This is a genomic window from Staphylococcus pseudoxylosus, from assembly GCF_044794325.1.
GTDB classification, from domain to species: Bacteria; Bacillota; Bacilli; order Staphylococcales; family Staphylococcaceae; genus Staphylococcus; species Staphylococcus pseudoxylosus.
Genome location: NZ_CP085024.1, coordinates 565,287 through 588,440, shown reverse-complemented (window position 1 = coordinate 588,440; position 23,154 = coordinate 565,287). Strand labels below are relative to the sequence as shown.

The window sequence follows — 23,154 nt, the reverse complement described above, 5'->3', positions numbered from 1 at the left end:
GATTACTCGTTATTATAAAGGGAATTATAGTACATATATTAAATTAATAAATTCTATACAGATTGGAGGGGCTTATATGGCGAGTATCACAGTTGGTTTAATCCCTTCACCTGATATGCCACATAAAATGGTAAATAAAATATACGATGAATTACCTAGAGCACTTCAGGAACAGACAAATGATGAAGGTTGGCGCTTTGATAAACATGTTGCTTCTATAGTTGGTACTGCTGAGCACATGGACAAAGCAATGGATATAGCAACAAACATGAAAAAGCAAAAAGAATGGGATTATGCCATTTGTATTACTGATTTACCAAATTTTTCTAACCGAAAAACAGTTATCTGTGATATCAATTACGATAATAATATTGCACTCATTTCACTGCCCGTCTTAGGAGCAATAGCACTTAAAAAGAAATTGAAACATTTCATCACTTATGTCATTCAATTATTACAAAGTAGTGGTTCTGACAAGCAACTTCTTAATAACCGACATTTTAAATTAACTCAATTCAACACTGTAATTCCTAATGAAGAAGCACAGGATCAAAATCATCAACGTATTATCGTAAAGTCCACAACTATAGGATGGCTTCACTTAATAGCAGGAATGACCTATGCAAATGAACCATGGTCCACAATCTTTGACTTTAAAAAAATAATTTCAGTTTCATTTGCTACTGGAACATATATATCGATTTTCTCTACCCCTTGGGATTTGAGTTTAGAATATGATTATTGGCGGTTTATATTACTTATGTTGTTATCTATATTCGGTATGGTTTGCTGGCTCATATATTCTTATAATTTATGGGAACGACAAAGTCCTAAAACTCAAAAACTATATAGATATATTTATAATTTCACTACAGTGACCACTTTAACTACCATCACACTCTTTAACTTTTTAAGTTTATTTCTATTACTAACAGTTAGTACTTTACTCTTTGTCCCTCCAGAATTATTTTCAAACTGGACAACACTTAACAGTAAAGAACCTACTTTAATTAACTATATTAATTTAATTTGGTTTATAACTTCTCTAGGTATCTTGGCAGGAGCAATGGGTTCTACAGTAGAGAATGCAGAGAAAATCAAACGCGTGACTTATTCATTTAGACAATATTATAGAAATAAACAGTTAGAACAAGAAGACGAAGATACTTATGATAAACACGAAGAACATCACTCTTACGTAGGGCAAAAACAAACACATAGAGAGGAGCGTAATTAATGTGTAGTAATATTGTAAAAATAGGCTTAGTTGCAGCTCCTGGCGTAACTGAAAAAATTGCTTGCCTTCTAAAAACAGAGCTACCAGAATTGCTTGCCTCACATTTTTCTGAAAACCATGAATGGCAAATCGAGACAATCATTGACCCTCTTACTGGTTCTGCTGAAACCGTTCAAAAAATATTTCGTAAAATTTCTGATTATCAAAATAACAACGAATGGCAATATACAATTGGCCTAACCGATTTACCAATCGTTAGAAATGGAAATGCTGTCGCATTTGATATCAATAGTAGTAATGGCGCAAGTTTAATCTCTATTCCGTCTTATGGTTGGCGTCCTATAAAAAAACGGCTCCAACGCTCTATATTAGGTATTATTGATGCCATTGATGAATATAATGAATCAAATATGAAACAAGCGGAAGGCGAAGACGAAAGTGAACAGCAATTGAATGCTCAATTTCCCTTTTCAAACTTAGTCACAAAAACTGAATACTTTGAAGATACCGATTCAAAACACACGTTATATTATGTTTCTTCAAATACAAAAGGATCATTTCGTTTAATTAGTGGTATGACATTTGCGAATAATCCGTTTAATATGTTAAAAAGTCTTAGTAATGTAGTTGCGATTGCCTTCACCACTGGTGCTTTTGGTATCGTTTTTACTACGATGTGGAATTTAAGTTTTGTCTACTCTGTATGGCGCATGCTATTAATTATGTTGGTTGCCATTTTAGGTATGATGGTATGGATTATTGTTGCACATAATTTATGGGAATCATCAAAAGAAAGCAACAATAAACAAATAACAATGTTATATAATTTAACAACTACTTTAACATTAACTGTATCTATTGTTTTTTATTTCTTAATTTTATTTTGTCTTTTTTTACTGGCTTCGCTCGTAGTTTTACCGCCAGGCTATTTAGGACAAACGCTACAGTTAAATGGACCTGCTAACTTCATTACTTATATTAATCTCGCATGGTTTGCAACTTCTATTTCCACCGTTGCTGGGGCAATTGGTGCTGGTTTAAATAATGAATCACAGATATTAGAAAGTACATATGGTTATCGACAAAAACAACGCTACAAAAAAATGGACGAAGATGAAAAAGAACGTGCTGAGAGAGAAGAAGATGCTCAATATGCTATTAAAGCGAAAAAGCAAGAAAGCGAAGCAAAGGCTAAGCAATATAAAGATAGCGATTAGGTTCCTACACATACCGACAGTCTAACCCGGGACAAACCGTATACTCCCCCATCATATTATAGGCAAGGTAAGCACGGACTTTCTCTATACAAATAAGCCACCCTTAATGCTAATAAAGCAGCAAAGGGTGGCTTGTTTTATACATTTAGTTATACTGTCGCTTCTTGCCTAACATGCAAACAGTTAGTTTGAATACTCAACAGTGACGTTTTTACATGTGCGTACTGAGGTAAATCTGGTAATGTTTTCCATTGAATATGATTACCTCTTTCAAAGTGTTTAGCAATATTCTCAAAAACCAATAAATAATCTCCCATTGTATCATCATCTATATGATAACGTTGTTCATTACTTAAAGCTCTTATCAGTATAAAACTGATTTCTTCCAAAGCATAAATACTCGGATAATAGTATTGTATCACCATTTTATTACTAAATATTTCACCATTTGCACTGTTATAAACTTGCGTCATATTATTTAATTTAACGCTGAGTTTTAGCATTTCATGTTTATCTTGTTCCCTTGAAGCATATTTATTACTAGAAAATAGATAATGGAAAATGACTGCTTCATCTCTAGCAACTGCTGCTAAAGTATCTGGCAACATAGATGAAGCCGTTTTTCTGCCAATAAATAGCAAACAAACAACTGCAATGAGGATACCTACTATAACATCTATTACTCTTGGTAAAGCAATTAAGATAGTCAAATGGTTAGACGCAAGTCCATTTAATAAAATAACTTGTATTGTAATAAATATTACTGCAAACGAATAGTTGGCACCAACGAACATTTCTGTTATACCTGCTGCAACTGCCAATAATATAATTGCTACCGGAATTGGCGGCGTTGCTAATAATATGAGTGATAAGAATAACACACCAATAATAGTACCTATTCCTCTTGCCCCTGCACGTTCAAAACTATGCAATGTAGTCGATCCTAATAATACAGTATGTGCACTCAAGGGAATCCAATAAGCTTTTTCAAAGTCGAACATGAGCGCTATAAAAATAGCAATTGCCATGATGACGATATAACGTATTGTATTTCTAAATACAAATGAATCTAAAGTTAAATTTTGTATCATACGTTGTCCATAAATTGGTACCCGAATATCTATTTCATGTTCCACACGTTCACTGTCTGCATTCATAATCGCATCTACTTTAATAATACTATCAACTAAATTTTGATATACAGCATCTACTTCTACTTTTTGTGTCCATTGACGGGTCGTATTACCATGTGAATAAACACGTTTAATTACATAATCTGTCATCTCTTTTATTTCTTCTGGCAACGGGCGTGCATCCTTTTCATTCAGCTCCAATAATTCGGAATGAATACCTTGCGCCGTATTATGTAACAATAACAGACGTTGAAATTCTGCTGATTCTTTTGATTTCGCTGTACTTGATGTGATGAGTTGAATATCTGAATTTCTAAATGCCGTTACTGCAAATTGTGACGCTTTAGCAAACGCCTTTGCATCGTCAAAATTATAAATCAATTGCTTGATTATATTGTAATCATTTTTAATTGCTTTTGATTCTGTAGATTCTTTGGATAACATTATTACTAATATCACAATAACAGTTGCTAGTAGTCCTCCGACGAACATTGCGCCGCCTCTTGTTAAAGCTTCTTCTGGGGCTACAGGCAAGTTGATTGGCAAACTAAATGCAACGATAAAAAACGTGGAAGACGGTCCAGGGATATTGAGAGAGCTAAAGATGTAGTATGGTATTACGGAAACAACTAATAGTAATACACCAAATATGATTGGTTGGCTAACGGTTAATGTCCCTAGAACCATAGCTAAAGATAAACCTATTGCTGAAAAAAGCACCATGCGTAATTTAGATTTAGCAGGACCTCCAAAGACATAGATATGTGCCAAGGTACCAGTTGAAATTAGTAAGCCTATAGAAAAATAGCCAGTAACATAACCAATAAGTAAAGGAATTAACATTAAGATACATTGTCTAATTCCTTTTGCTACATCAACCTTCATTGAATCGAACCGTAGTAAAGATTTTATATAATTAGTCAATATGGTCAAACATCTCCTTTTCTATTTTACAATGCTATGTATCATTTTATTAAATCTTCCGCCACATAAATAGAGCGGGACAGAAATCAAAGATGTGATTTCCTATTCCCGCCCTCATAAGGCTGATTAAATAGTTAAAAGTCTTGTATTAAAACATGCCATCTTAATTATTAGATAATCGATTTGCTATGTCCATCTTAAACAACAACTCATATTAATACGCTTGAATTATTAAATAGCCATATGATTTAGTGAATTTGTTCCTAACTTATTTAGTTTAATAAAATATATAACGTCATCTTAAATATATATACTTATCTAGAAGTATTACTTCTCTATTTTAACACTTTTTTCAAATTCTTCTAGATGCGATTCGTATGAACACTTTGTAACTTATTCAACTAAAAATTAATGGTTGTTTTTTTACTCGGCTTCTTTAATATCTGCTTCTACATTGGAATAATCAATATCTGCTTCTAAGAAAGTTTGATTATTTACTGGGAAATGTTGTTCTAGCGTCTCTATATTACTCAATTCAACTATACCATGATTCATTTCAAAATCTAGTACATGCCCTCCGACTGATTTATGATCATCTACAAAATGTAAGTGGAACCCACTAGCAGCTATACCATGAAATAATTGTGGGGCATAAAAGCCAACAATTGTACCATCTATTTGTTCATGCGTGAATTCAGGCTGACGCTTAGCAGATTCAATCAGTTTCGTATATGGTTTCTCTTGTTTTGGCATCATACGCACATGTACCATTTCAAATTTACCAGTTATTTTTACAGCGATAAAAATATTGTCACTTAAAGCTTTTTGTTGTACTTTATTTAATAATGTTTCAGAATCAGTTATATTACGCACATCAAATTGATCGTCTGGTTTGAATGGCGTAACCGTTGCAAAAGGTGTAAACTCGTCGCCCTTCAACTCCTTGAATTCTCCATATTCATTTGCATGAAAAGCTTGATTATCTAATATAATCACTTCACCATCAGAACCTGTGAGTGTTCCTATACCTAAATCACCATGTTCTAAAATTTCATTAATTGTTGCAGTACCTTCTAATAAACCCGCCATTAACGTTCCTAAAGTACCATGTTGATATAACATTATTTTTACACTCCTAAAACTACTTTTCTCTATCAAAATCATTATTATATTACCCGCAACATAAAATTATACACTTATTAATATGATTAAAACAGTATCTTGCTTATCTTTCCCAAGATAAAGAAAATAGGATAGAGATCAAAATTGAATTTTGATTTCTATCCCACTCTCTTATTATTTCAATACATTTCAAATAATTAGTTATGTTGTTTGGTCTTGAGAAACGCTAATATCTGGTTTTTCAACTAAATATTGGCTTACTTCAGCAAAGAATGCTTTAAAGTGATCAGAATTGTTATGTGCTTCAACAGCTGCTTCATCTTTGTAACGTTCGATAAAAGCAAAAGTATTAGGCTCGTCTGTTTGTTCAAAATGTTTATAAAATAATGAACCTTCCTCAGTGCTAGCACCTTCAAGTAATGGTTTTACTAATTTTAAATAACCTTCTCTTTTAGCTGGGTCAATTTTCATTATTGCATTAATAGTAATCATATTTTCCCCTCCTCATAAGTATCATTATCATACTAGGGGGTAATCAAAAAACACAAATAATTAAACTTTATAAATTTTCTTTTTCTATAATTAAAGGTTGATCCGGTTTTACAAAGAACCACATAATAATCGCAAACACTACTGGAATGATTACTAATTCTAATGTCATTGTCCAACCCACGATGTCAACCATCATACCAGCCAATAACGGACTTAATAATGCACCAATATTCCCCCACAGATTCATCCAACCTGATACCGAACCAGAGAAATTACGTCCTAAATCCGTCGCTGCTGCCCAACTCATTCCTGTGGCAATACCAATACCTCCGAGACATAATGATAGCCAAAATACATTAACGACTAAATTGTCTGTTTGTAATGACATAAATAATGAGATACAGAATACTAAGAAACCAATAATCGCAATTGATGCACGTGCCACAAAACGAGATTTACCACTTTGTAACAGTTTATCTGAAATTGCTCCTCCACAAAGTATAAGTAAGAACATTGCTATCCAAGGAGCGCCTGCTGCCCAAGCCATATCAGGATCAGTAAGTTTCACTTTATACTGTTCCGTAAGATATGTAGGTAACCAAATTAAAAATAACGAAACTACGAACTGTACTACAAAATATTGTGCAGCTATCGCATAAAAACTAAAGCGCGTGAAAAAAATATTCCATGGTGCATGGGATTTTTCTGTCTTTATAACATCTCTATTTTCAATAATATAATTCTTCTCTGCTTCATTTACCATTTTGTGTTGTTCTGGTAAATCTTTTGCAATTACCATCCATAATATAGCGATAACAAAACCTACCGCACCAAATATATAAAATACCGCTTGCCAACCAAACATATTTACAATTGCTATCGTTACTACTGGAGCAATTACAGGTCCAAAATATGAACCAGCAAGCAACGCACTAGACGCACGTCCTTTTTCACCTTTTGCAAACCAGTTTGTATTAAATACGGCATTAGAAGGATACATTGGCGCTTCTCCGACACCGAATAAGAAACGTACGGCGTAAAGCATACCATGATTTTTCACAATACCTGTTAAAATCGTAAAAGCGCTCCACCAAACAAGTGCAATAGTTAATAATTTTTTTGACCCAAATTTTTCAGCCAAAAATCCAGACGGCACTTGCATCAATGCATAGCCTAATGAAAAGAATGATGCTAATAAACCGAATTGTGTCTTATTTAAGTTTAAATCTTCCATCATCGGTCCTGCAATTATAGATATATTGGAACGGTCCATATAAGCAATTACTCCGATAATAAAAAATGCTATTGCAAAATACCATCTAATATTTGTTCTTTTTTCTTTCATCTCTCTCCAACTTTCTCCCTTAAATAACTAGTCATCATATGACCTATTGTTTTAATGATATTACCACAACATGAAATCGCTTACAATAACTTTTTTTACTTTTTACATGATTATATAAAATCAATCACAATATCATACTTGAGCCCTATGTATGTTCCGTGGACAATTTAGTATTTTAGATTATACTTGAAGATGTACAAAATAATTAACAAAGTTTGATTTTAAAGGAGCCAATCATAGAGCTATGGAACAAATACTTACCGACTTTATTAGCACATGGGGCTATGCTGCCATTGCAATATTAATATTATTCGAAAATATATTACCTTTTATACCTTCTGAAATTATTTTAACCTTTGCAGGACTAATGTCTGTTAAATCAGGATTATCTATCCCCATTCTTTTTACAATTTCAACCATTGCATCATTGATAGGTTTACTTGTCCTCTATTATATAAGTAGACTTGTTTCTGAAACGCGTTTATATCGTTTCGTTGATAAATATGGCAAATGGATTAAATTAAAAGGCAAAGATGTTGAACGTGCGAACGATTGGTTTAAAAAATATGGTGCCATTGCAGTGTTCATCTGTCGCTTTATACCAGTTTTACGTGTGCTGATTACTATCCCAGCAGGAATCAATCGTATGAATGTTGTAGTTTTTACAATTCTTTCATTAATTGGTACAACCATTTGGAATTTCGCTTTAATTTATTTAGGCAAATTATTGAGTGGTAGTTGGGATGTATTAATGAATGGTTTACATACCTATTCGTATATTATGTATGTCGTTATTATTTTAGCGGTGATTTTTGTCTTTTATAGACTTTTCAAAAAAGACCGCGTCCAATAAGAACGCGTTTGTTTAGCATAATAAATTAACAGGCTCATTTAACTCACTTAAAATCCAATAAAATTTTACGCTCTTGTCGCAATAATAAAATCATTGTGCTAAGTGCGTTTTTCATACTGATATCTTTAATTTCCAAAACGTTATCAATATTTGACATAAAAAAGACTAACTTCCCCCTTTGAAGTTAGCCTTTCACGATCTATATAAAATTTCTCCCTTATTAAATAACACTATAATGTTAAGCTGAACAAGTGAATATCAGCCATAATTTAAACCCCTTTTTAAATTATGATTCACTCTGTTCATCTTTATTTTTAACAATTCGACGTACATCAGCTAAATCAGTCGCTACATCAATTTGTGGTTTCTTAGTCAATTTACTGACTATGAATGTAACAATCAGACTTGTTAAAAAGCCAGGTATGATTTCATATAAATTAAAGAAATCGTTTATATCTCCTAGTGGTTTAACAAATACAATCCATAGTATAACTACGATTGCACCCGACAACATACCGCTGATAGCGCCGGTACGACTTAGGCCTTTCCAATATAACGACAAGAGCACTAGTGGTCCAAAGGCTGCACCAAAACCTGCCCAAGCATTACCTACAAGATTTAATATCGTATCATTAGGCGACCATGCAATCCATATAGATATAATAGCAACAATTATAACTGATATACGCCCAACCAATACAAATTCTTTTTGATGTTCTTTAGCGGCTTCTGCACCACGAAACAACTTATAAAAGTCTTCTGTTAATGAGCTTGATGTCACTAACAATTGCGAAGAAATCGTGCTCATAATCGCAGCTAAAATGGCAGCAAGTAAAAATCCGCCAACAAGTGGATGGAACAATATTTGTCCCATTAAAATAAATAACGTCTCAGGATCTTTTATTTCAACCCCATTGCTATTTACAAAAGTGATACCTACCAGTCCAACACCCACTGCACCAAGTAAGCTAATCGCCATCCAACCTATACCAAAACGTCTTGCTGTCGGTAATTGTTTGATAGATTTGATAGACATAAAACGAACAATTATGTGTGGTTGACCAAAATAACCTAACCCCCAAGCAAAGAAAGAAATAATACCTATAAACGTTGTTCCTTTAAATAAATCTAAATTTGTAGGTTTTAATTCTGCTGCTTGTGAAATGGTATCTAGACCACTTAATTGCATCATCGCAACTATCGGGACCATTACCATAGCAATAATCATAACAACCCCTTGGAAAAAATCTGTTAATGATACTGCTAAGTAACCTCCGAAGAACGTATATGCAATAACTATAATTGCCACTAATAACATACCAAAGTGATAATTCAATCCAAAGGCACTTTCAAACAATACGCCCCCTGAAACCATTCCGGAGTGAGTGTAAAGCGTAAAGAATACAACGATAATCCCACCTGCAATTATTTTAATTAGATTTGATTTATCATCCACTCTATTTTTAAAGAAATCTGGTAGTGTAATTGCATCTCCAGCCTTTTCCGTATAAACACGAAGACGAGGTGCTACAACTACATAGTTTATGTATGCGCCAATTGTTAAGCCTATGGCTAACCATGCTGCAGATAATCCAGTTGAATACACTTCACCTGGTAATCCCATAATCATCCAACCACTCATGTCGGACGCCCCTGCAGACAATGCCGTTACATAAGGACCAATATTTCTTCCACCTAACATATATTCACTTACGTTGCTCGTAGATTGTTTAAACCCATAGTATCCTATGCCTAATAAAACAATAAAATAAACACTCAACATAATATATGTTTGCCAATTTGGATCTACTTGACTCGATAATGATGTCCCCAATGTAAACATGAAACAAACTCCTCCCCTTATAATTTTGTTACATGCATATATTATACAAAAATAATCATCAAATTAAACAATAAATCGTAAATTTTTTGTTAGATTGTATATATAATAACCTAATAACACGCTCTAAACACTGTTGCAAAAAGATTTTAACGCCTAAAAATTATAATTGTATAATTACACTTTTATAACAAAAACACTTCTTTTAGCATTCATAAAAATGTATGTTTACCACAATATTTATGTAAATATTAAAAATACTATATTTGAGTAACATTAAGATATTGCTTTTCAAATTCGACTTTTAATGCTTCATATAAAACACTTTTTGACACTAGGTTATACAATCAAGCCATATCTTCGAATTTAATTAAAATTCATAATATAATAAGTAGTAGACAAAAGATTGTTTTTTAATGCTACAATAAGAAATACATATTGGAAGCGTTTTACTAATTTGTATTTTATACTTTAGAAATTTATTCAACTGGAGTGACATAAATAATGCATAATTCAACAGACAAGAGTGTAAAAGAAAGATTTTTAGATTTACTTTCTGAACAATTTGATACTAAAGAAGCGCTCGCAACTGAAATCATCAATTTAGAATCTATTTTGGAACTTCCAAAAGGGACAGAGCACTTTGTTAGTGACTTGCACGGAGAATTCCATGCCTTTCAACATGTTTTACGAAATGGTTCAGGGAATGTTCGTTCAAAGATAAATGACATTTTCCAAGATACGTTAACGCGTAAAGAAATTAATGAGTTTTCTGCTTTGGTTTATTATCCTGAAGAAAAATTACAACTCATAAAAAATAGTTTTAGTTCAAAATCAGAATTAAATGAATGGTATATTACGACCATTCATCGTCTAATTAAACTAATTACTTATGCGTCATCAAAATATACACGTACAAAACTACGTAAATCTTTACCTGAAAATTATGTTTTTATTGTGGAAGAATTATTGTATAAAAGTAATAAATATAATAATAAACACTCCTACTATGAAACGTTAATCAAACAAATTATAGAATTAGAACAGTCAGATGATTTAATTATTGGACTATCTTTCACAGTACAACATCTAGTGGTTAATCACTTACATGTCGTAGGTGATATCTATGATCGAGGACCTGAACCGGATAAGATTATGGAAACACTCATAGATTATCCTTCTGTAGATATTCAATGGGGTAATCATGATGTACTATGGATTGGAGCATATGCAGGGTCTAAGGTTTGTCTTGCAAACTTACTTAGAATTTGTGCACGTTACGATAATTTGGATATTATTGAAGATGCATATGGCATCAATTTACGACCGTTACTAACACTTGCTGATAAATATTATGATGGATCAAATCCAGCATTCCGCCCTAAAAATGCTGAAGGTTTATCTGATTTAGAGTTAGAACAAATCACTAAACTCCATCAAGCCATAGCTATTATTCAATTTAAATTAGAAGCACCAATTATCAAACGTCGACCTACATTTGAAATGGAAGAACGTTTAGTATTAGAAAAAATTAATTATGAAAAAAATGAAGCAACACTTTACGGAAAAACATACCCATTAGAACACACTTGTTTCCAAACCGTTGATCCTAATGATCCAAATAAATTAACTGATGAAGAAGCAGATGTAATCGATAAGTTATTATTATCAGTTCAACAATCCGAAAAACTAAAGCGTCACATGACTTTCCTTATGCAAAAAGGAAAACTTTACTTACCTTACAATGGAAACTTACTTATCCATGGTTGTATCCCCGTCGATGAACAAGGCGAAATGGAATCAATGGTTATTGATGGCGTGAAATGTTATGGTAGAGATTTATTAGACCATTTCGAAGAATATGTACGAATAGCATTTGACCATAAAGATATTCAAGATGATTTAGCTACAGATTTAGTTTGGTATTTATGGACTGGTAAATACTCTTCATTATTTGGCAAACGTGCAATGACTACATTTGAACGCTATTTCATCAAGGATAAAACAGCACATAAAGAAACTAAAAATCCTTATTATTATTTACGTGAAGATGTAGATATGTGTAAAAAAATGTTAAAAGATTTCGGATTAGATCCCGAACAAGGTCATATTATCAATGGTCATACACCTGTGAAAGAAATTGATGGAGAAGACCCAATTAAAGCTGATGGTAAAATGATTGTCATTGATGGCGGATTCTCGAAAGCTTATCAATCAACAACAGGTATTGCTGGATATACTCTACTTTATAATTCATTTGGTATGCAGCTCGTGGCCCATCAACACTTTAACTCTAAAAAGCACGTATTGCTTAACGGTGCTGATGAACTCTCAATTCGTCGTGTCGTAGATAAAGAATTACAACGTAAAAAAATTCGTGATACAAATACTGGTCATGAAATTCAAGCTCAGATTGATATCTTAAAAGAATTAATGCATGATCGTTTTGTAAACTAGAGACACCCATAAGTACGAATATATAAAATAATCCGAGGCATATAGCTATGTCTCGGATTTTCTATGAATAAAAGAAGTATCTATGAAAACAAAACCTATCGACAAAGTTGAACCTTTTGTCGATAGGTTAGGCTGAGAAAACGTTCTCACTCTTTTTAACTTCTTATATATTTTGATGTAAGTAAGCATCTTTTAAATATCCTATTACGCCTTCCTCAGCTTCAGAGATAAACTGATTGCTACGCTTGAATGTTACTACACTATTATTATCTATATGATAGAGGATCATGTCGTTTTTAGTTAATTGATTTTGTTTTTTCGCTGGTATTTCTAAAATATTGTGTTCACTTATAAAACGATTAAACCAATGGGATGTGAAATTCCAATCAAAAAGAATATGATTTCTAATCGGACCATCAACGTTACTACGATCATGTTCATCGCTAAACGACACTGGCATCATATCTACATGTTTCAAACCAAATTCTGGAACTAACTCATTAAAAGCTAAGCTATTAAATATAAAGGATTGTGTCATCAATATACATTTATTATATCGTGTCATATCTGCATATATTCGATCATTGCTTGATAATAAGTTGCCATCGAAAACTTCAAATCCTAATTCTTTTGACCGTTGTGTTGTATTACTAAATAAATTAAATGTCATAACTGGTATGTTATGGCTTCTTAATTTTGCTCCAAGATGAAAGGAAAATTCACTTTCCCCTACTATAATAATGCCTGGTGGTTCAGTACTAGACATATGCATAATCTTACTTAATGGTAAAAAGCTAAAGCCATATATGACAACGGTAATAAATACTAAGCCAAAAGTCACTGGCGTTATATATTCTGCCATCGGCGTTCCTTTTTCAATGAATAATCCACCGAAAAATTGCGCTACAGTTAATACAACTATACCTCTAGGAGCCATCATTGATACCATCGCTCTCTCTCGTTTAGATATCTCAGTGTTCACTGTAGACAAGAGGATGGAAATTGGTCTTACTAAGATAATCATAATGGCACAAAAAATAAATAGTTTCCAAGACATAACACTTTTTAATACTTCTAAAGTTAATGAAGAAGTGATTAATATAAATACAGTGGAAATCATAATCGATGATGTATTTTCAATAAAATGATCTGATTCCTTAAAGATTAAATCGTGTCTCTTCATACGTGCCATCATTAGACCAAATATCGTAACTGCTAATAGGCCTGATTCCGGTAAAATCTCATCACATATCGAAAAAATTAATAAAATAAAGATTAATTGTATCGGCGGCATCAAATTTTGTGGAATAAGATCTTTTTTAATTAACCACATAAATAAGTACGATGCACCAAATCCAATAGCAATTGCAATGAATAAACTTATAATAAATCTAGCTATTAACTGCAAATCAAATCCTTGTTCTATAATTTGAAAAATATAAAAAGCACCTAAAGCAAGCATTGGTCCAATAGGATCAAGTATAATACTTTCCCATCTTAGTATTGAATCAACACGCTTTTTAACTTTCGCTTGTTTTAATAATGGTTGAATCACAGTTGGTCCTGTGATTAAAAATAAGCCACCTAACACTAACGAAATAGATAGTGAAAAACCAATGATATAATGTAGTGTGACCGCCCCAAGTATCCAAGCAATAATTGCACCTATCGTGATAATACGTATAACCGCTTTAGAAATTCCTTTAATTTCACGAAAATCTAAATTACTACTTCCCTCAAACAAGATAATTGCCACTGCTAATGAAACTAAGGGACTGAATACTTCTTCCCCCAAACTTTCTTGCGGATTGATTAAGCCAAATACTGGTCCTACAAGCAATCCAACTATAGCCATAACTACAATAGATGGCCATTTAATTCTATTCGCAAACCATTGACTAAAAATACCCAATGCCAAAAATATAACAATGAGTAATGTTAACGGTAAATTTAATAATGACACATGACTCACACTCTCCCGATTTTTTATATTTATTACCTGGTATTTTTATGTAAATTAGCTACTAAATTAAAGCATAAAATAAAGCAATAAGAAGACATATTATCAAAAATTTTATATTAACGCACTAAAAATGTTTTTCTTTTATTTATTACTTCAGTTCTCTCTCAAAAGTTCACTCTATATACACAATTGTATTCAGTATATAAACTTTAGTGTTTAATTTTACCTTATTTTCATATAAAATGATTCACTGTGATACTTTTCTACAAAATTTTACAATCTCAAACAATGAAAGGATTTCAACTTCTATGACAAACTTGAAGGAAATTATTATTGTTGCTTTTGCATTTGTTGGCGTTGTTGTGGGTGCTGGATTTGCAACTGGACAAGAAATTTTTCAGTTTTTTACAAGTAATGGGAATTTTAGTGTTTATGGTGTGTTCATTACAGGATTCATCATTACAATTGGCGGTGTCTTTGTACTACAAACTGGTTATCGCTTACGCTCTCATAATCATACTGAACCAATTAAACACTATTTACCGCGTCCTATCGCAACAGTATTTGATATTATTTTGACTTTATTTTTATTTGCACTAGCTATGATAATGACCGCTGGTGGCGCATCAACCATTCACGAAAGTACAGGAATGCCTTATGTATTTAGTTCATTAATTTTAGTTCTCGTTATCCTACTAACACTATTCTTAAAATTTGATCGTCTTATTACCGTTTTAGGGATAGTTACACCATTTTTAGTAATTATTGTTACAATCATTGCTGTCTATTACTTTTCTACAGGTCAGTTAAACTTCAATGCTGCACATCATTATTCAAATAGTGAGGGTCGCTCAGACCAATGGTGGTGGTTTGATGCAATTAATTACGGTAGTTTACAAATTGCCGCTGCTTTTAGCTTTTTATCAGTTATGGGCGGCCGTTTAAAATTTGAAAAATCAACAGTTTGGGGTGGTATATTAGGTGGTATGACCATTACATTCTTACTCTTGATGCTCAACTTAGGTATGATTACTGAATTCACACAGATTACTGGTGTTGCGTTACCTTCATTGTTGTTAGCAAAACAGATTTCTCCATTTATTGGGATTTTTATGTCGGTTGTAATGGTATTGGTTATTTATAATACCGTTGTTGGGCTTATGTACGCTTTCGCATCTAGATTTACTACGCCTTATACTAAAGCCTATTATCGACTAATCATTGTGATGACAATCGTTACATTTGCCACAACGTTTATTGGTTTTATCGAATTAATAGGCAAGGTATTTCCAGTTATGGGCGTATTTGGTTTTATTCTATTAATACCAATCTTGGCAAAAGGAATATTGCGAAAATAGACACATTTAATTTTGCATAGTGACTTTGCGCTTAATACCGTGCTATAAAACCTTATTACTATTTTTTAAAAGATTCACCCATTTAAACACCAACTTTACAATATGTATTGTCATAATTATAATTATTATGACAAATTTATAATAAATTAATAGGATAGGAAAATATATGGGCACTATAAATTATATTTTTTATTTCTAAATTACTATTTTTTTATCACAATCATACGTAAAGGAAGATGATTCTAATGCACGAAGGCATTAACTACAAAAAATTTATTTTTCCTATCGTTGCAGGCATCATTATCTGGCTATTCACACCACTTAGACCAGATGGTTTAGATCCTGCTGCTTGGCACATGTTTGCTATATTTGTAGCAACAATCATTGGGTGTATTACACAACCACTACCGATAGGTGCAATTGCTATGATAGGTTTCACATTAACTGTGTTAACTAACACGGTTAAAATCGATACTGCTGTAGCTGGGTTTGGCAATAGTAGTATTTGGTTAATTGCAATGGCCTTTTTCATTTCTAGAGGCTTTGTAAAAACTGGTTTGGGGCGACGTATTGCATTGCAATTCGTTAAATTGTTCGGTAAAAAAACGCTTGGTTTAGGGTATTCACTTATTGGTGTAGATTTAATCCTTGCACCTGCCACACCAAGTAATACTGCTAGAGCAGGTGGTATTATGTTTCCTATTATCAATGCACTATCCCGTTCATTTGGTTCAAAACCAGAAGACGGTACGCAACGTAAAATGGGTGCTTTTCTTATATTTACAGAATTTCATGGTAACTTAATTACTGCAGCTATGTTTTTAACTGCTATGGCTGGTAACCCACTTGCACAATCTCTTGCAAAACATCAAGGCGTCGACATCACTTGGATGCACTGGTTCTTAGCAGCGTTAGTCCCAGGTATTATTTCATTAATACTAGTACCACTTATCATTTACAAAATGTATCCACCAGAAATTAAAGAAACGCCAAATGCCAAATCATGGGCACAAAATGAACTCACTGATATGGGCATCATGGCTAAAAGTGAAAAATTCATGATTGCCATCTTTATTATTGCACTTGGTCTTTGGGTTCTAGGCAGTACATTAAATATTAATGCCACTTTAACTGCCTTTATCGCATTATCACTATTACTCATTACAGGTGTGCTCACTTGGAATGATATCCTTAAAGAGACTGGTGCATGGAATACATTAGTTTGGTTTTCAATCCTAGTGATGATGGCGAATCAACTCAATGAACTCGGCTTTATTCCTTGGTTAAGTGAATCGATATCAGGTAGTTTAGGCGGCTTAAGTTGGCCAATCGTTTTAATTATTTTGATACTCTTTTATTTCTATTCACATTATTTATTTGCGAGTTCAACAGCGCACGTTAGTGCAATGTACTCAGCCTTACTCGGTGTGGCTATCGCTACGGGAGCACCACCATTATATAGCGCATTAATGTTAGGTTTCTTCGGGAATTTAATGGCTTCTACAACACACTACAGTAGCGGTCCAGCGCCCATCCTATATTCAGCTGGTTATGTTACACAAAATCGTTGGTGGACTATGAATGCAATACTTGCCTTCTTCTATTTTATTGTATGGTTAGGCGTTGGATCATTATGGATGAAACTCATCGGCCTTATGTAATATATAACCCCAAGCCATGTTAAACACATTAAACATGGCTTGGGGATTTTTAATGAATTGATTTACTTGTCCATAAATCTGTGGTCATTATATCAGCGTATCTTGTTAAAATTTTATTGAGTAAAAATTGATGTTTTGCTTCATCTTGGTCGGCTATAGCATCTGATAATATAGTCAGTTTATAATCCTTATCTGCCGCTTCAGTGGCCGTAGATAGTATAACACCACTAGTACTCACACCAGTTAAGACAAGATGTTCTACTTGTAACCCACGCAATAATACTTCTAAATTACTGCCTGTAAATGCGCTTAATCTATGTTTTGTAACGAGTGGTTCATGTGTTTGGCGTCCTAATGCGTCAAGAATTTGTGTCTCTTCATCTGCTTTATTCATCCGTAAGCCGTTAGCTTTCATTTGTGCAAACATTTTATTATTAGGTGATACCTCTAAAAAGTCACCTGTAAACGCAACACGAATAAAAATAACCGGTATATTTTGCTGACGAGCAAAATTGATTGCTTGCTTATTAAAATGAATAATGCTTTCTTTCTGTTCTAATCCACGCACTATTCCGTTTTGCATATCCATGACTATAAGCGCTTGGTTATTCTCCATATATTCATTCCACCTTTTTATTCTATTGGTATTCAATAAACATTATAAATGAATTTATAACTACTTACTCAAATTGAACTCATACAAAATAAGCCACCGAACATCATACTTCATTAATGTATGATGTCGATGGCTTATTATTTTATAAATCTAGTAATGATTGCCCTGCTGCTACACCTGCTTGAGTTAATTCATGACTATTAACCCAAACTTGCTCTACTTGAGCACCGCGACTTTCGAAGATATGAATTACATTTTCACTAGCCTCGACAGGAACAATTGGATCATGTTGTCCCATTGAAAGTAATACATTCATATTACTTAGATCCTTGTTATCAACAAGATCTACTGGGTATAAAGGCGCATATAATAAAGCTTTTTCAAAAGATGTGTCCTGATGCAAAATCATGCTGATTGCAATGTTTGAGCCGTTTGAAAAACCAACAGGTATCGCCTTTGACAAGTCAAAATTATAGCGTTCTGCCGCTTCTTTTAAAAATGAGATTAATCTATTCGTACGATATTCTAAATCTTCTAAATCGTATTTTCCTTCTCCCAGTCTTTTGAAGAAACGATTCATTCCATTCTCAGAAATTTCACCTCTGATACTGAGAACATTGTATTTAGGGTTAAGTGCTTGAGCTAAAGGTAATAAATCATTTTCGTCCCCACCAGTACCATGTAATAAAATAAACGTTGGCGCGTTTGCTTCACCTTCTCTAAAAATATGTTCCATAAATTTTCATCTCCTTTTTCATCTTTAATGTTAAACGCGTATCTGTGGTAATAAACGTAATAACGCTTCTCTTCTATCTTCATACTGTGACGGTAATACTAACTTTTGACCTAACTGCTCAAAAGGTTCGTCTATCGTAAACCCAGGACCTTCTGTTGCAAATTCAAAGATAATACCACCGTGTTCTTTCATGTAAATTGCATTAAAATAGCTACGGTCTTTAACCTCTGTTACGTGATAACCTTTATTACTCATATACGCTTGCCAATCAAGATGTGCTTGGTTTGTTGGAACTGACCATGCAATGTGATGCACAACGCCAACTCCCCAACGAACGTCAGTGTCAGCAATTTGTTTTTTCACTATAACATGATGACGCCACTCACCTTGTGTTTCAATATGAATATACCCTTCATCTTCGTTCGTTTTAACCAGACCCATATCAGTTGTTAAAGTTTTTACAGTCTCTTGCGGATTTGAAGATAGTAGTGTGACACCGTGAAAACCAATAATGGCTTGTTGGTCTCTTTGCTCCTTGTCATCTTCTACTAATGCTAGCGGTAAACCATGTATATCTTCAAACTCTAACGTTTTAGATTCAAATAATTGTGTAGTCATTGTTTTTATTTGATTCATTTCCAAATGTTGTGTCCAAGCCTCTAAAGATCCTTTTGGCACTCTGAAAGCAATACGTTCTACTTGGCCGTTCCCAATATGTCCTTTATGAGTATTTGGCCAGTTGAAGAAAGTAATGATTGTACCATTATCTACTGAATCATTCGCAAAATATAAATGATAAGTTGAAGGATCATCATAATTTACTGTTTTCTTGATTAGTTTCAAGTTTAATATATCTCTATAAAATTTTATATTTTCTTCGGGGTTACCTACAATGGCTGAAATATGATGGATATGTTGAATTGCTTCCATATCGTTGCCTCCTAACTTTCTATTTATTTCGTTATTACATTTCAATATGGCTTCGTTGTTATTAATTATAACCTTTGCTAGTTATCTTCTAGTGTCAAATGGACGTATTTCTGATTCAATATACTCACGTTGTGATTCTAAAAATGGCGGTAGCGCTAAACTTTCACCTAATGTTTCATAAGGTTCATCATCCATAAATCCAGGGCCATCTGTTGATACTTCTATTAAAATATGACCAATGCGTGCATATAGTGCCTCGAAGTAAAATCTATCGACTAAACCTGAATTACCTATACCCGCCGTTTTATATTTTTCTAACCACTGCTCAATTGCTTCATGATCTTTCAATCTAAATGATACGTGATGTACTTCACCATATCCTTGTCTCGCTTCAGGACCTTCAGTATCTTTTCTTAAAATAACTTGGCCGCCGTTACCACCTTCGCCAACTTCTAAAATTGCTACATCTTCTTCTATAATAATTGCTTTCATACCATAAATTTCTTCTAAAACTTTCTTGAAGTCATCAAAATAACTTACAGTAATTTCAATCGGACCTAAACCATAAATCGCTTTATCACTTGGTACTGGGCCATTTTTCCATGGTTTACCAGGTGCAACGCCTTCATTATCCTCATCAGATACAAGTTGATAACTTTGTCCGTCTTCTTCTTCAAATGGTAATACTTTTGTGCCAAATAATGCTTGTATACCTTCATGTTGCACTCCGAACTCATTAAAACGTTGTTCATAGTATTCAAGAGCCGCGTCATTAGGTACTCTGAATGATGGACGTGTAATTGAGTTTGTACCAGGTACACCTTTAGGTACATTAGGAAAATCGAAGAATGTCATATCTGTACCTGGAGAACCTTCATCATCTGCAAAAAATGTGTGATACGTGTATATGTCGTCTTGGTTAACTGTTTTCTTAACAAGTCTCATGCCTAAGACTTCAGTGAAAAATTTATAGTTTCTTTCAGCGTCGTCTGTCATAGCTGTTACGTGGTGGATTCCTAATAATTGATTATTTGTCATAGTAAAACTCCTCTTTATAATTTTATCTCGATTTCGAAGTAATTTTATTTAAAATTTTAAGTGCTACGACTATTCTATAGGTTGAGCACTTAGTTTTTTTAAAGCTTGTTGCAATACAGTTATTTCATCATTAGTTAATACTGAAAATGTTGATTCTAATGTTGAAGCATGATCAGGAAAAATTTCATCCATCATTGCATAGCCTTTTTCAGTTAATGATGCGTTCGTCACACGTTTATCTTGTTCATCCCGTTGCCTACTTACGCATCCTTTTTCTTCAAGTTTATCCACAACATAGGTAATACTACTACTTGCAATAAGTACTCTATTACCAATACGTTGTATCGGTTGGTCGCCTTTGTTATAAAGTAATTCCATCACTGCAAACTCAGTTACATTTAAGCCATGCCTTTGGACATCCTTTCTAACAATCTTCATTAAATGATCTACTGTTCTATTTAAACCAACAAACGAATTTAAAGATTCTTTCGTACGATCCATAGGATTCACCAACTTCCTGAATTTTATTTCGAATTCGAGATAAATTATAACGCCGCTTCTTCAATTAGTCAACACTTAAGTATAAAAATTATACTAAAAAGTTCTAAACAGCCTCTAGTATAGTTATTCTGCTTCTAATTTTATAGTTAACTAAAAAATTTTACTATTAGAAAAATAAAGTATGTCGTTTTCAGAAGGATTATTAGTGGTATGCATAGAGTGTGGAGGTGTCAAACATTGAATCAATTATTTATAAACAATGAATTTATCGAAAGTAAATCAACAGACACTATGGATGTTATCAATCCTGCAACTGGAGAAAAGATAGATACGATAACTTTTGCAACTGAGTACGAAGTTAACGATGCAATTGCTAAATCAAAACAAGCACAACTAGAATGGGAACAAACACCAGAACCTACTCGCTCAGATCACGTTAAGTTACTCATACCCCTACTCGAAAAAAATAAAGATGAACTAGCAACATTGTATGTTAAAGAACAAGGTAAAACCCTCGCATCTGCAAAAGGTGAAATAGATAAAGCCATACACTTTATTAATTATATGACGAGTTTAGGTATGAATAATAAAGGCGAAGTGTTACAAAACACTAGAGAGAACGAGACCATTTTACTAACTAAAAAGCCGATTGGTGTTACTGCAGGAATCGTTCCATGGAATGCACCTATTATGGTATTAATGAGAAAGGTCATTCCCGCGATCATCACAGGTTGTTCTGTAGTCATTAAACCAAGTGAAGCAACTTCGTTAATAACACTGAAAATCGCAGAACTTATTCGTAATTCAACAATACCAGCAGGACTTGTCCAAATACTTCCTGGCACAGGCGAAACAGTTGGTACTAAATTAGCACAACACCCTGACATCCAACTTATTTCACTTACAGGTAGCATGAGAGCTGGTAAATCAGTGTATGCTGAAAGCGCCAATACAGTGAAAAAAGTAAACTTAGAACTTGGTGGTAATGCTCCAGCGCTAGTAACTCCTAATGCTAACTTAGACAAAGCCGTTGATTACATCGTTACTGCCAGAATCAATAATGCTGGACAAGTATGCACTTGCCCTGAACGTATTTTTGTACACGAAGATGTTCACGAGGATTTTGTAAATAAATTAAAAGCTAAAATGGAACAATTAACTGTAGGTGATCCATTTGATGAACAAACTGATTACGGTGCAATTATTAACCAACAACAACTTGATAGTATAGATGAGAAAGTCCAAAATGCCATAAAAAATGGCGCTACTTTAATTACAGGAGGACATAAAATAGAACGTTCTGGTTTCTTCTATGAACCTACTATTTTAGATCACGTAAACGTTGAAGATGAAGCTTTTAAAAATGAAATTTTCGGCCCTGTTCTACCTATCGTAACTTATCAAGATTTTGATACTGCAATTGCACAAGCCAATGATACAAATGCCGGTTTATCGTCCTTTATCTTCTCTGAAAATTTAAAAGAAATTATGTTAGCTACTGAAAAACTTAAATTTGGTGAAGTCTATGCAAACTGTGAAGCCGAAGAGGTAGTGAATGGATTCCATGCAGGTTGGAGAGAATCTGGTATTGGTGGTGCCGATGGTTTACACGGTTTAGAAGAATATTACAACACAACTGTTTCCTATATAAGATATGACTAAAAACATGACACAGCAAATTTTAAAATAATTATTTTTTCAATCAAAGAAAACTGTTGTATTAAACTATCA

The 23,154-nt window shown here is 33.4% G+C and carries 18 protein-coding genes; 7 read left to right on the top strand and 11 right to left on the bottom strand.

Annotated features, from left to right (window positions below; translation table 11 throughout):
- Positions 1 to 76: 76 nt before the first annotated feature.
- Positions 77 to 1,237 (top strand): hypothetical protein, encoded by a 1,161-nt coding sequence (locus tag LG295_RS02585; protein ID WP_318832630.1) that lies wholly within the window; start codon positions 77 to 79, stop codon positions 1,235 to 1,237.
- A complete protein-coding gene (locus LG295_RS02580) occupies positions 1,237 to 2,454 on the top strand; it encodes a 5,10-methylene-tetrahydrofolate dehydrogenase (protein ID WP_404476326.1) in 1,218 nt (405 codons plus the stop codon). Before LG295_RS02585 ends, LG295_RS02580 begins: the two co-directional genes overlap by 1 nt.
- A 149-nt stretch (positions 2,455 to 2,603) precedes the next feature.
- Here the strand turns inward: LG295_RS02580 and LG295_RS02575 are convergent, their stop codons facing one another.
- The 4 genes from LG295_RS02575 to LG295_RS02560 all read right to left on the bottom strand — a co-directional run bounded on the left by LG295_RS02575 (position 2,604) and on the right by LG295_RS02560 (position 7,470).
- The gene (locus LG295_RS02575) at positions 2,604 to 4,472 is read right to left on the bottom strand and encodes an FUSC family protein (protein WP_404476323.1); all 1,869 of its coding nucleotides are present in this window, start codon (positions 4,470 to 4,472) and stop codon (positions 2,604 to 2,606) included.
- Positions 4,473 to 4,934: 462 nt separating this feature from the next.
- The gene (budA, locus tag LG295_RS02570) at positions 4,935 to 5,633 is read right to left on the bottom strand and encodes an acetolactate decarboxylase (RefSeq protein WP_318832627.1); all 699 of its coding nucleotides are present in this window, start codon (positions 5,631 to 5,633) and stop codon (positions 4,935 to 4,937) included.
- 201 nt (positions 5,634 to 5,834) lie between these two features.
- Positions 5,835 to 6,125, bottom strand: a complete 291-nt coding sequence (locus LG295_RS02565) for a putative quinol monooxygenase (RefSeq protein ID WP_107557645.1) — start codon at positions 6,123 to 6,125, stop codon at positions 5,835 to 5,837.
- 67 nt (positions 6,126 to 6,192) lie between these two features.
- On the bottom strand, positions 6,193 to 7,470 hold the full coding sequence (locus LG295_RS02560; RefSeq protein WP_318832626.1) for an MFS transporter: 1,278 nt from the start codon (positions 7,468 to 7,470) through the stop codon (positions 6,193 to 6,195).
- 244 nt (positions 7,471 to 7,714) lie between these two features.
- On the opposite strand from LG295_RS02560, the gene LG295_RS02555 reads away from it, so the two are divergent.
- Positions 7,715 to 8,323 carry a DedA family protein gene (locus LG295_RS02555; protein WP_107530173.1) on the top strand — a complete coding sequence of 203 codons (609 nt, stop codon included), beginning with the start codon at positions 7,715 to 7,717 and terminating at the stop codon, positions 8,321 to 8,323.
- A 286-nt stretch (positions 8,324 to 8,609) separates the two neighbouring features.
- Here the strand turns inward: LG295_RS02555 and putP are convergent, their stop codons facing one another.
- Positions 8,610 to 10,166 (bottom strand): sodium/proline symporter PutP, encoded by a 1,557-nt coding sequence (gene putP / locus LG295_RS02550; protein ID WP_318832625.1) that lies wholly within the window; start codon positions 10,164 to 10,166, stop codon positions 8,610 to 8,612.
- 501 nt (positions 10,167 to 10,667) lie between these two features.
- Here putP and LG295_RS02545 point away from each other — a divergent pair.
- Positions 10,668 to 12,620, top strand: coding sequence for a fructose-1,6-bisphosphatase (locus LG295_RS02545; protein ID WP_107530171.1), 1,953 nt, complete (start codon positions 10,668 to 10,670; stop codon positions 12,618 to 12,620).
- Between the two features lie 163 nt (positions 12,621 to 12,783).
- Here the strand turns inward: LG295_RS02545 and LG295_RS02540 are convergent, their stop codons facing one another.
- Complete coding sequence (locus LG295_RS02540; protein WP_404476317.1) at positions 12,784 to 14,583, bottom strand: cation:proton antiporter; 1,800 nt, start codon at positions 14,581 to 14,583, stop codon at positions 12,784 to 12,786.
- A 308-nt stretch (positions 14,584 to 14,891) separates the two neighbouring features.
- Here LG295_RS02540 and LG295_RS02535 point away from each other — a divergent pair, with 308 nt between their 5' ends.
- Together LG295_RS02535 and LG295_RS02530 are read left to right on the top strand one after the other, a co-directional pair.
- Complete coding sequence (locus LG295_RS02535) at positions 14,892 to 15,941, top strand: hypothetical protein (RefSeq protein ID WP_107554299.1); 1,050 nt, start codon at positions 14,892 to 14,894, stop codon at positions 15,939 to 15,941.
- Between the two features lie 245 nt (positions 15,942 to 16,186).
- Positions 16,187 to 17,602 carry an anion permease gene (locus LG295_RS02530; RefSeq protein ID WP_107554298.1) on the top strand — a complete coding sequence of 472 codons (1,416 nt, stop codon included), beginning with the start codon at positions 16,187 to 16,189 and terminating at the stop codon, positions 17,600 to 17,602.
- A gap of 49 nt (positions 17,603 to 17,651) precedes the next feature.
- On the opposite strand, the gene LG295_RS02525 is transcribed toward LG295_RS02530, so the two are convergent.
- The 5 genes from LG295_RS02525 to LG295_RS02505 all read right to left on the bottom strand — a co-directional run bounded on the left by LG295_RS02525 (position 17,652) and on the right by LG295_RS02505 (position 21,423).
- On the bottom strand, positions 17,652 to 18,218 hold the full coding sequence (locus LG295_RS02525) for a cysteine hydrolase family protein (protein ID WP_122063188.1): 567 nt from the start codon (positions 18,216 to 18,218) through the stop codon (positions 17,652 to 17,654).
- A 142-nt stretch (positions 18,219 to 18,360) separates the two neighbouring features.
- Positions 18,361 to 18,954, bottom strand: a complete 594-nt coding sequence (mhqD, locus tag LG295_RS02520) for a methylhydroquinone degradation carboxylesterase MhqD (protein WP_122063190.1) — start codon at positions 18,952 to 18,954, stop codon at positions 18,361 to 18,363.
- A gap of 30 nt (positions 18,955 to 18,984) precedes the next feature.
- Positions 18,985 to 19,884, bottom strand: coding sequence for a VOC family protein (locus LG295_RS02515; protein ID WP_124227279.1), 900 nt, complete (start codon positions 19,882 to 19,884; stop codon positions 18,985 to 18,987).
- Positions 19,885 to 19,965: 81 nt separating this feature from the next.
- Positions 19,966 to 20,922, bottom strand: coding sequence for a ring-cleaving dioxygenase MhqE (gene mhqE, locus LG295_RS02510; protein ID WP_107557653.1), 957 nt, complete (start codon positions 20,920 to 20,922; stop codon positions 19,966 to 19,968).
- A 69-nt stretch (positions 20,923 to 20,991) separates the two neighbouring features.
- Positions 20,992 to 21,423 carry a MarR family winged helix-turn-helix transcriptional regulator gene (locus LG295_RS02505; RefSeq protein ID WP_107530163.1) on the bottom strand — a complete coding sequence of 144 codons (432 nt, stop codon included), beginning with the start codon at positions 21,421 to 21,423 and terminating at the stop codon, positions 20,992 to 20,994.
- Positions 21,424 to 21,633: 210 nt separating this feature from the next.
- Between LG295_RS02505 and aldA the strand changes: the two genes are divergently transcribed.
- Complete coding sequence (gene aldA, locus LG295_RS02500) at positions 21,634 to 23,085, top strand: aldehyde dehydrogenase (RefSeq protein ID WP_107557654.1); 1,452 nt, start codon at positions 21,634 to 21,636, stop codon at positions 23,083 to 23,085.
- The last annotated feature ends 69 nt before the right edge of the window (positions 23,086 to 23,154 follow it).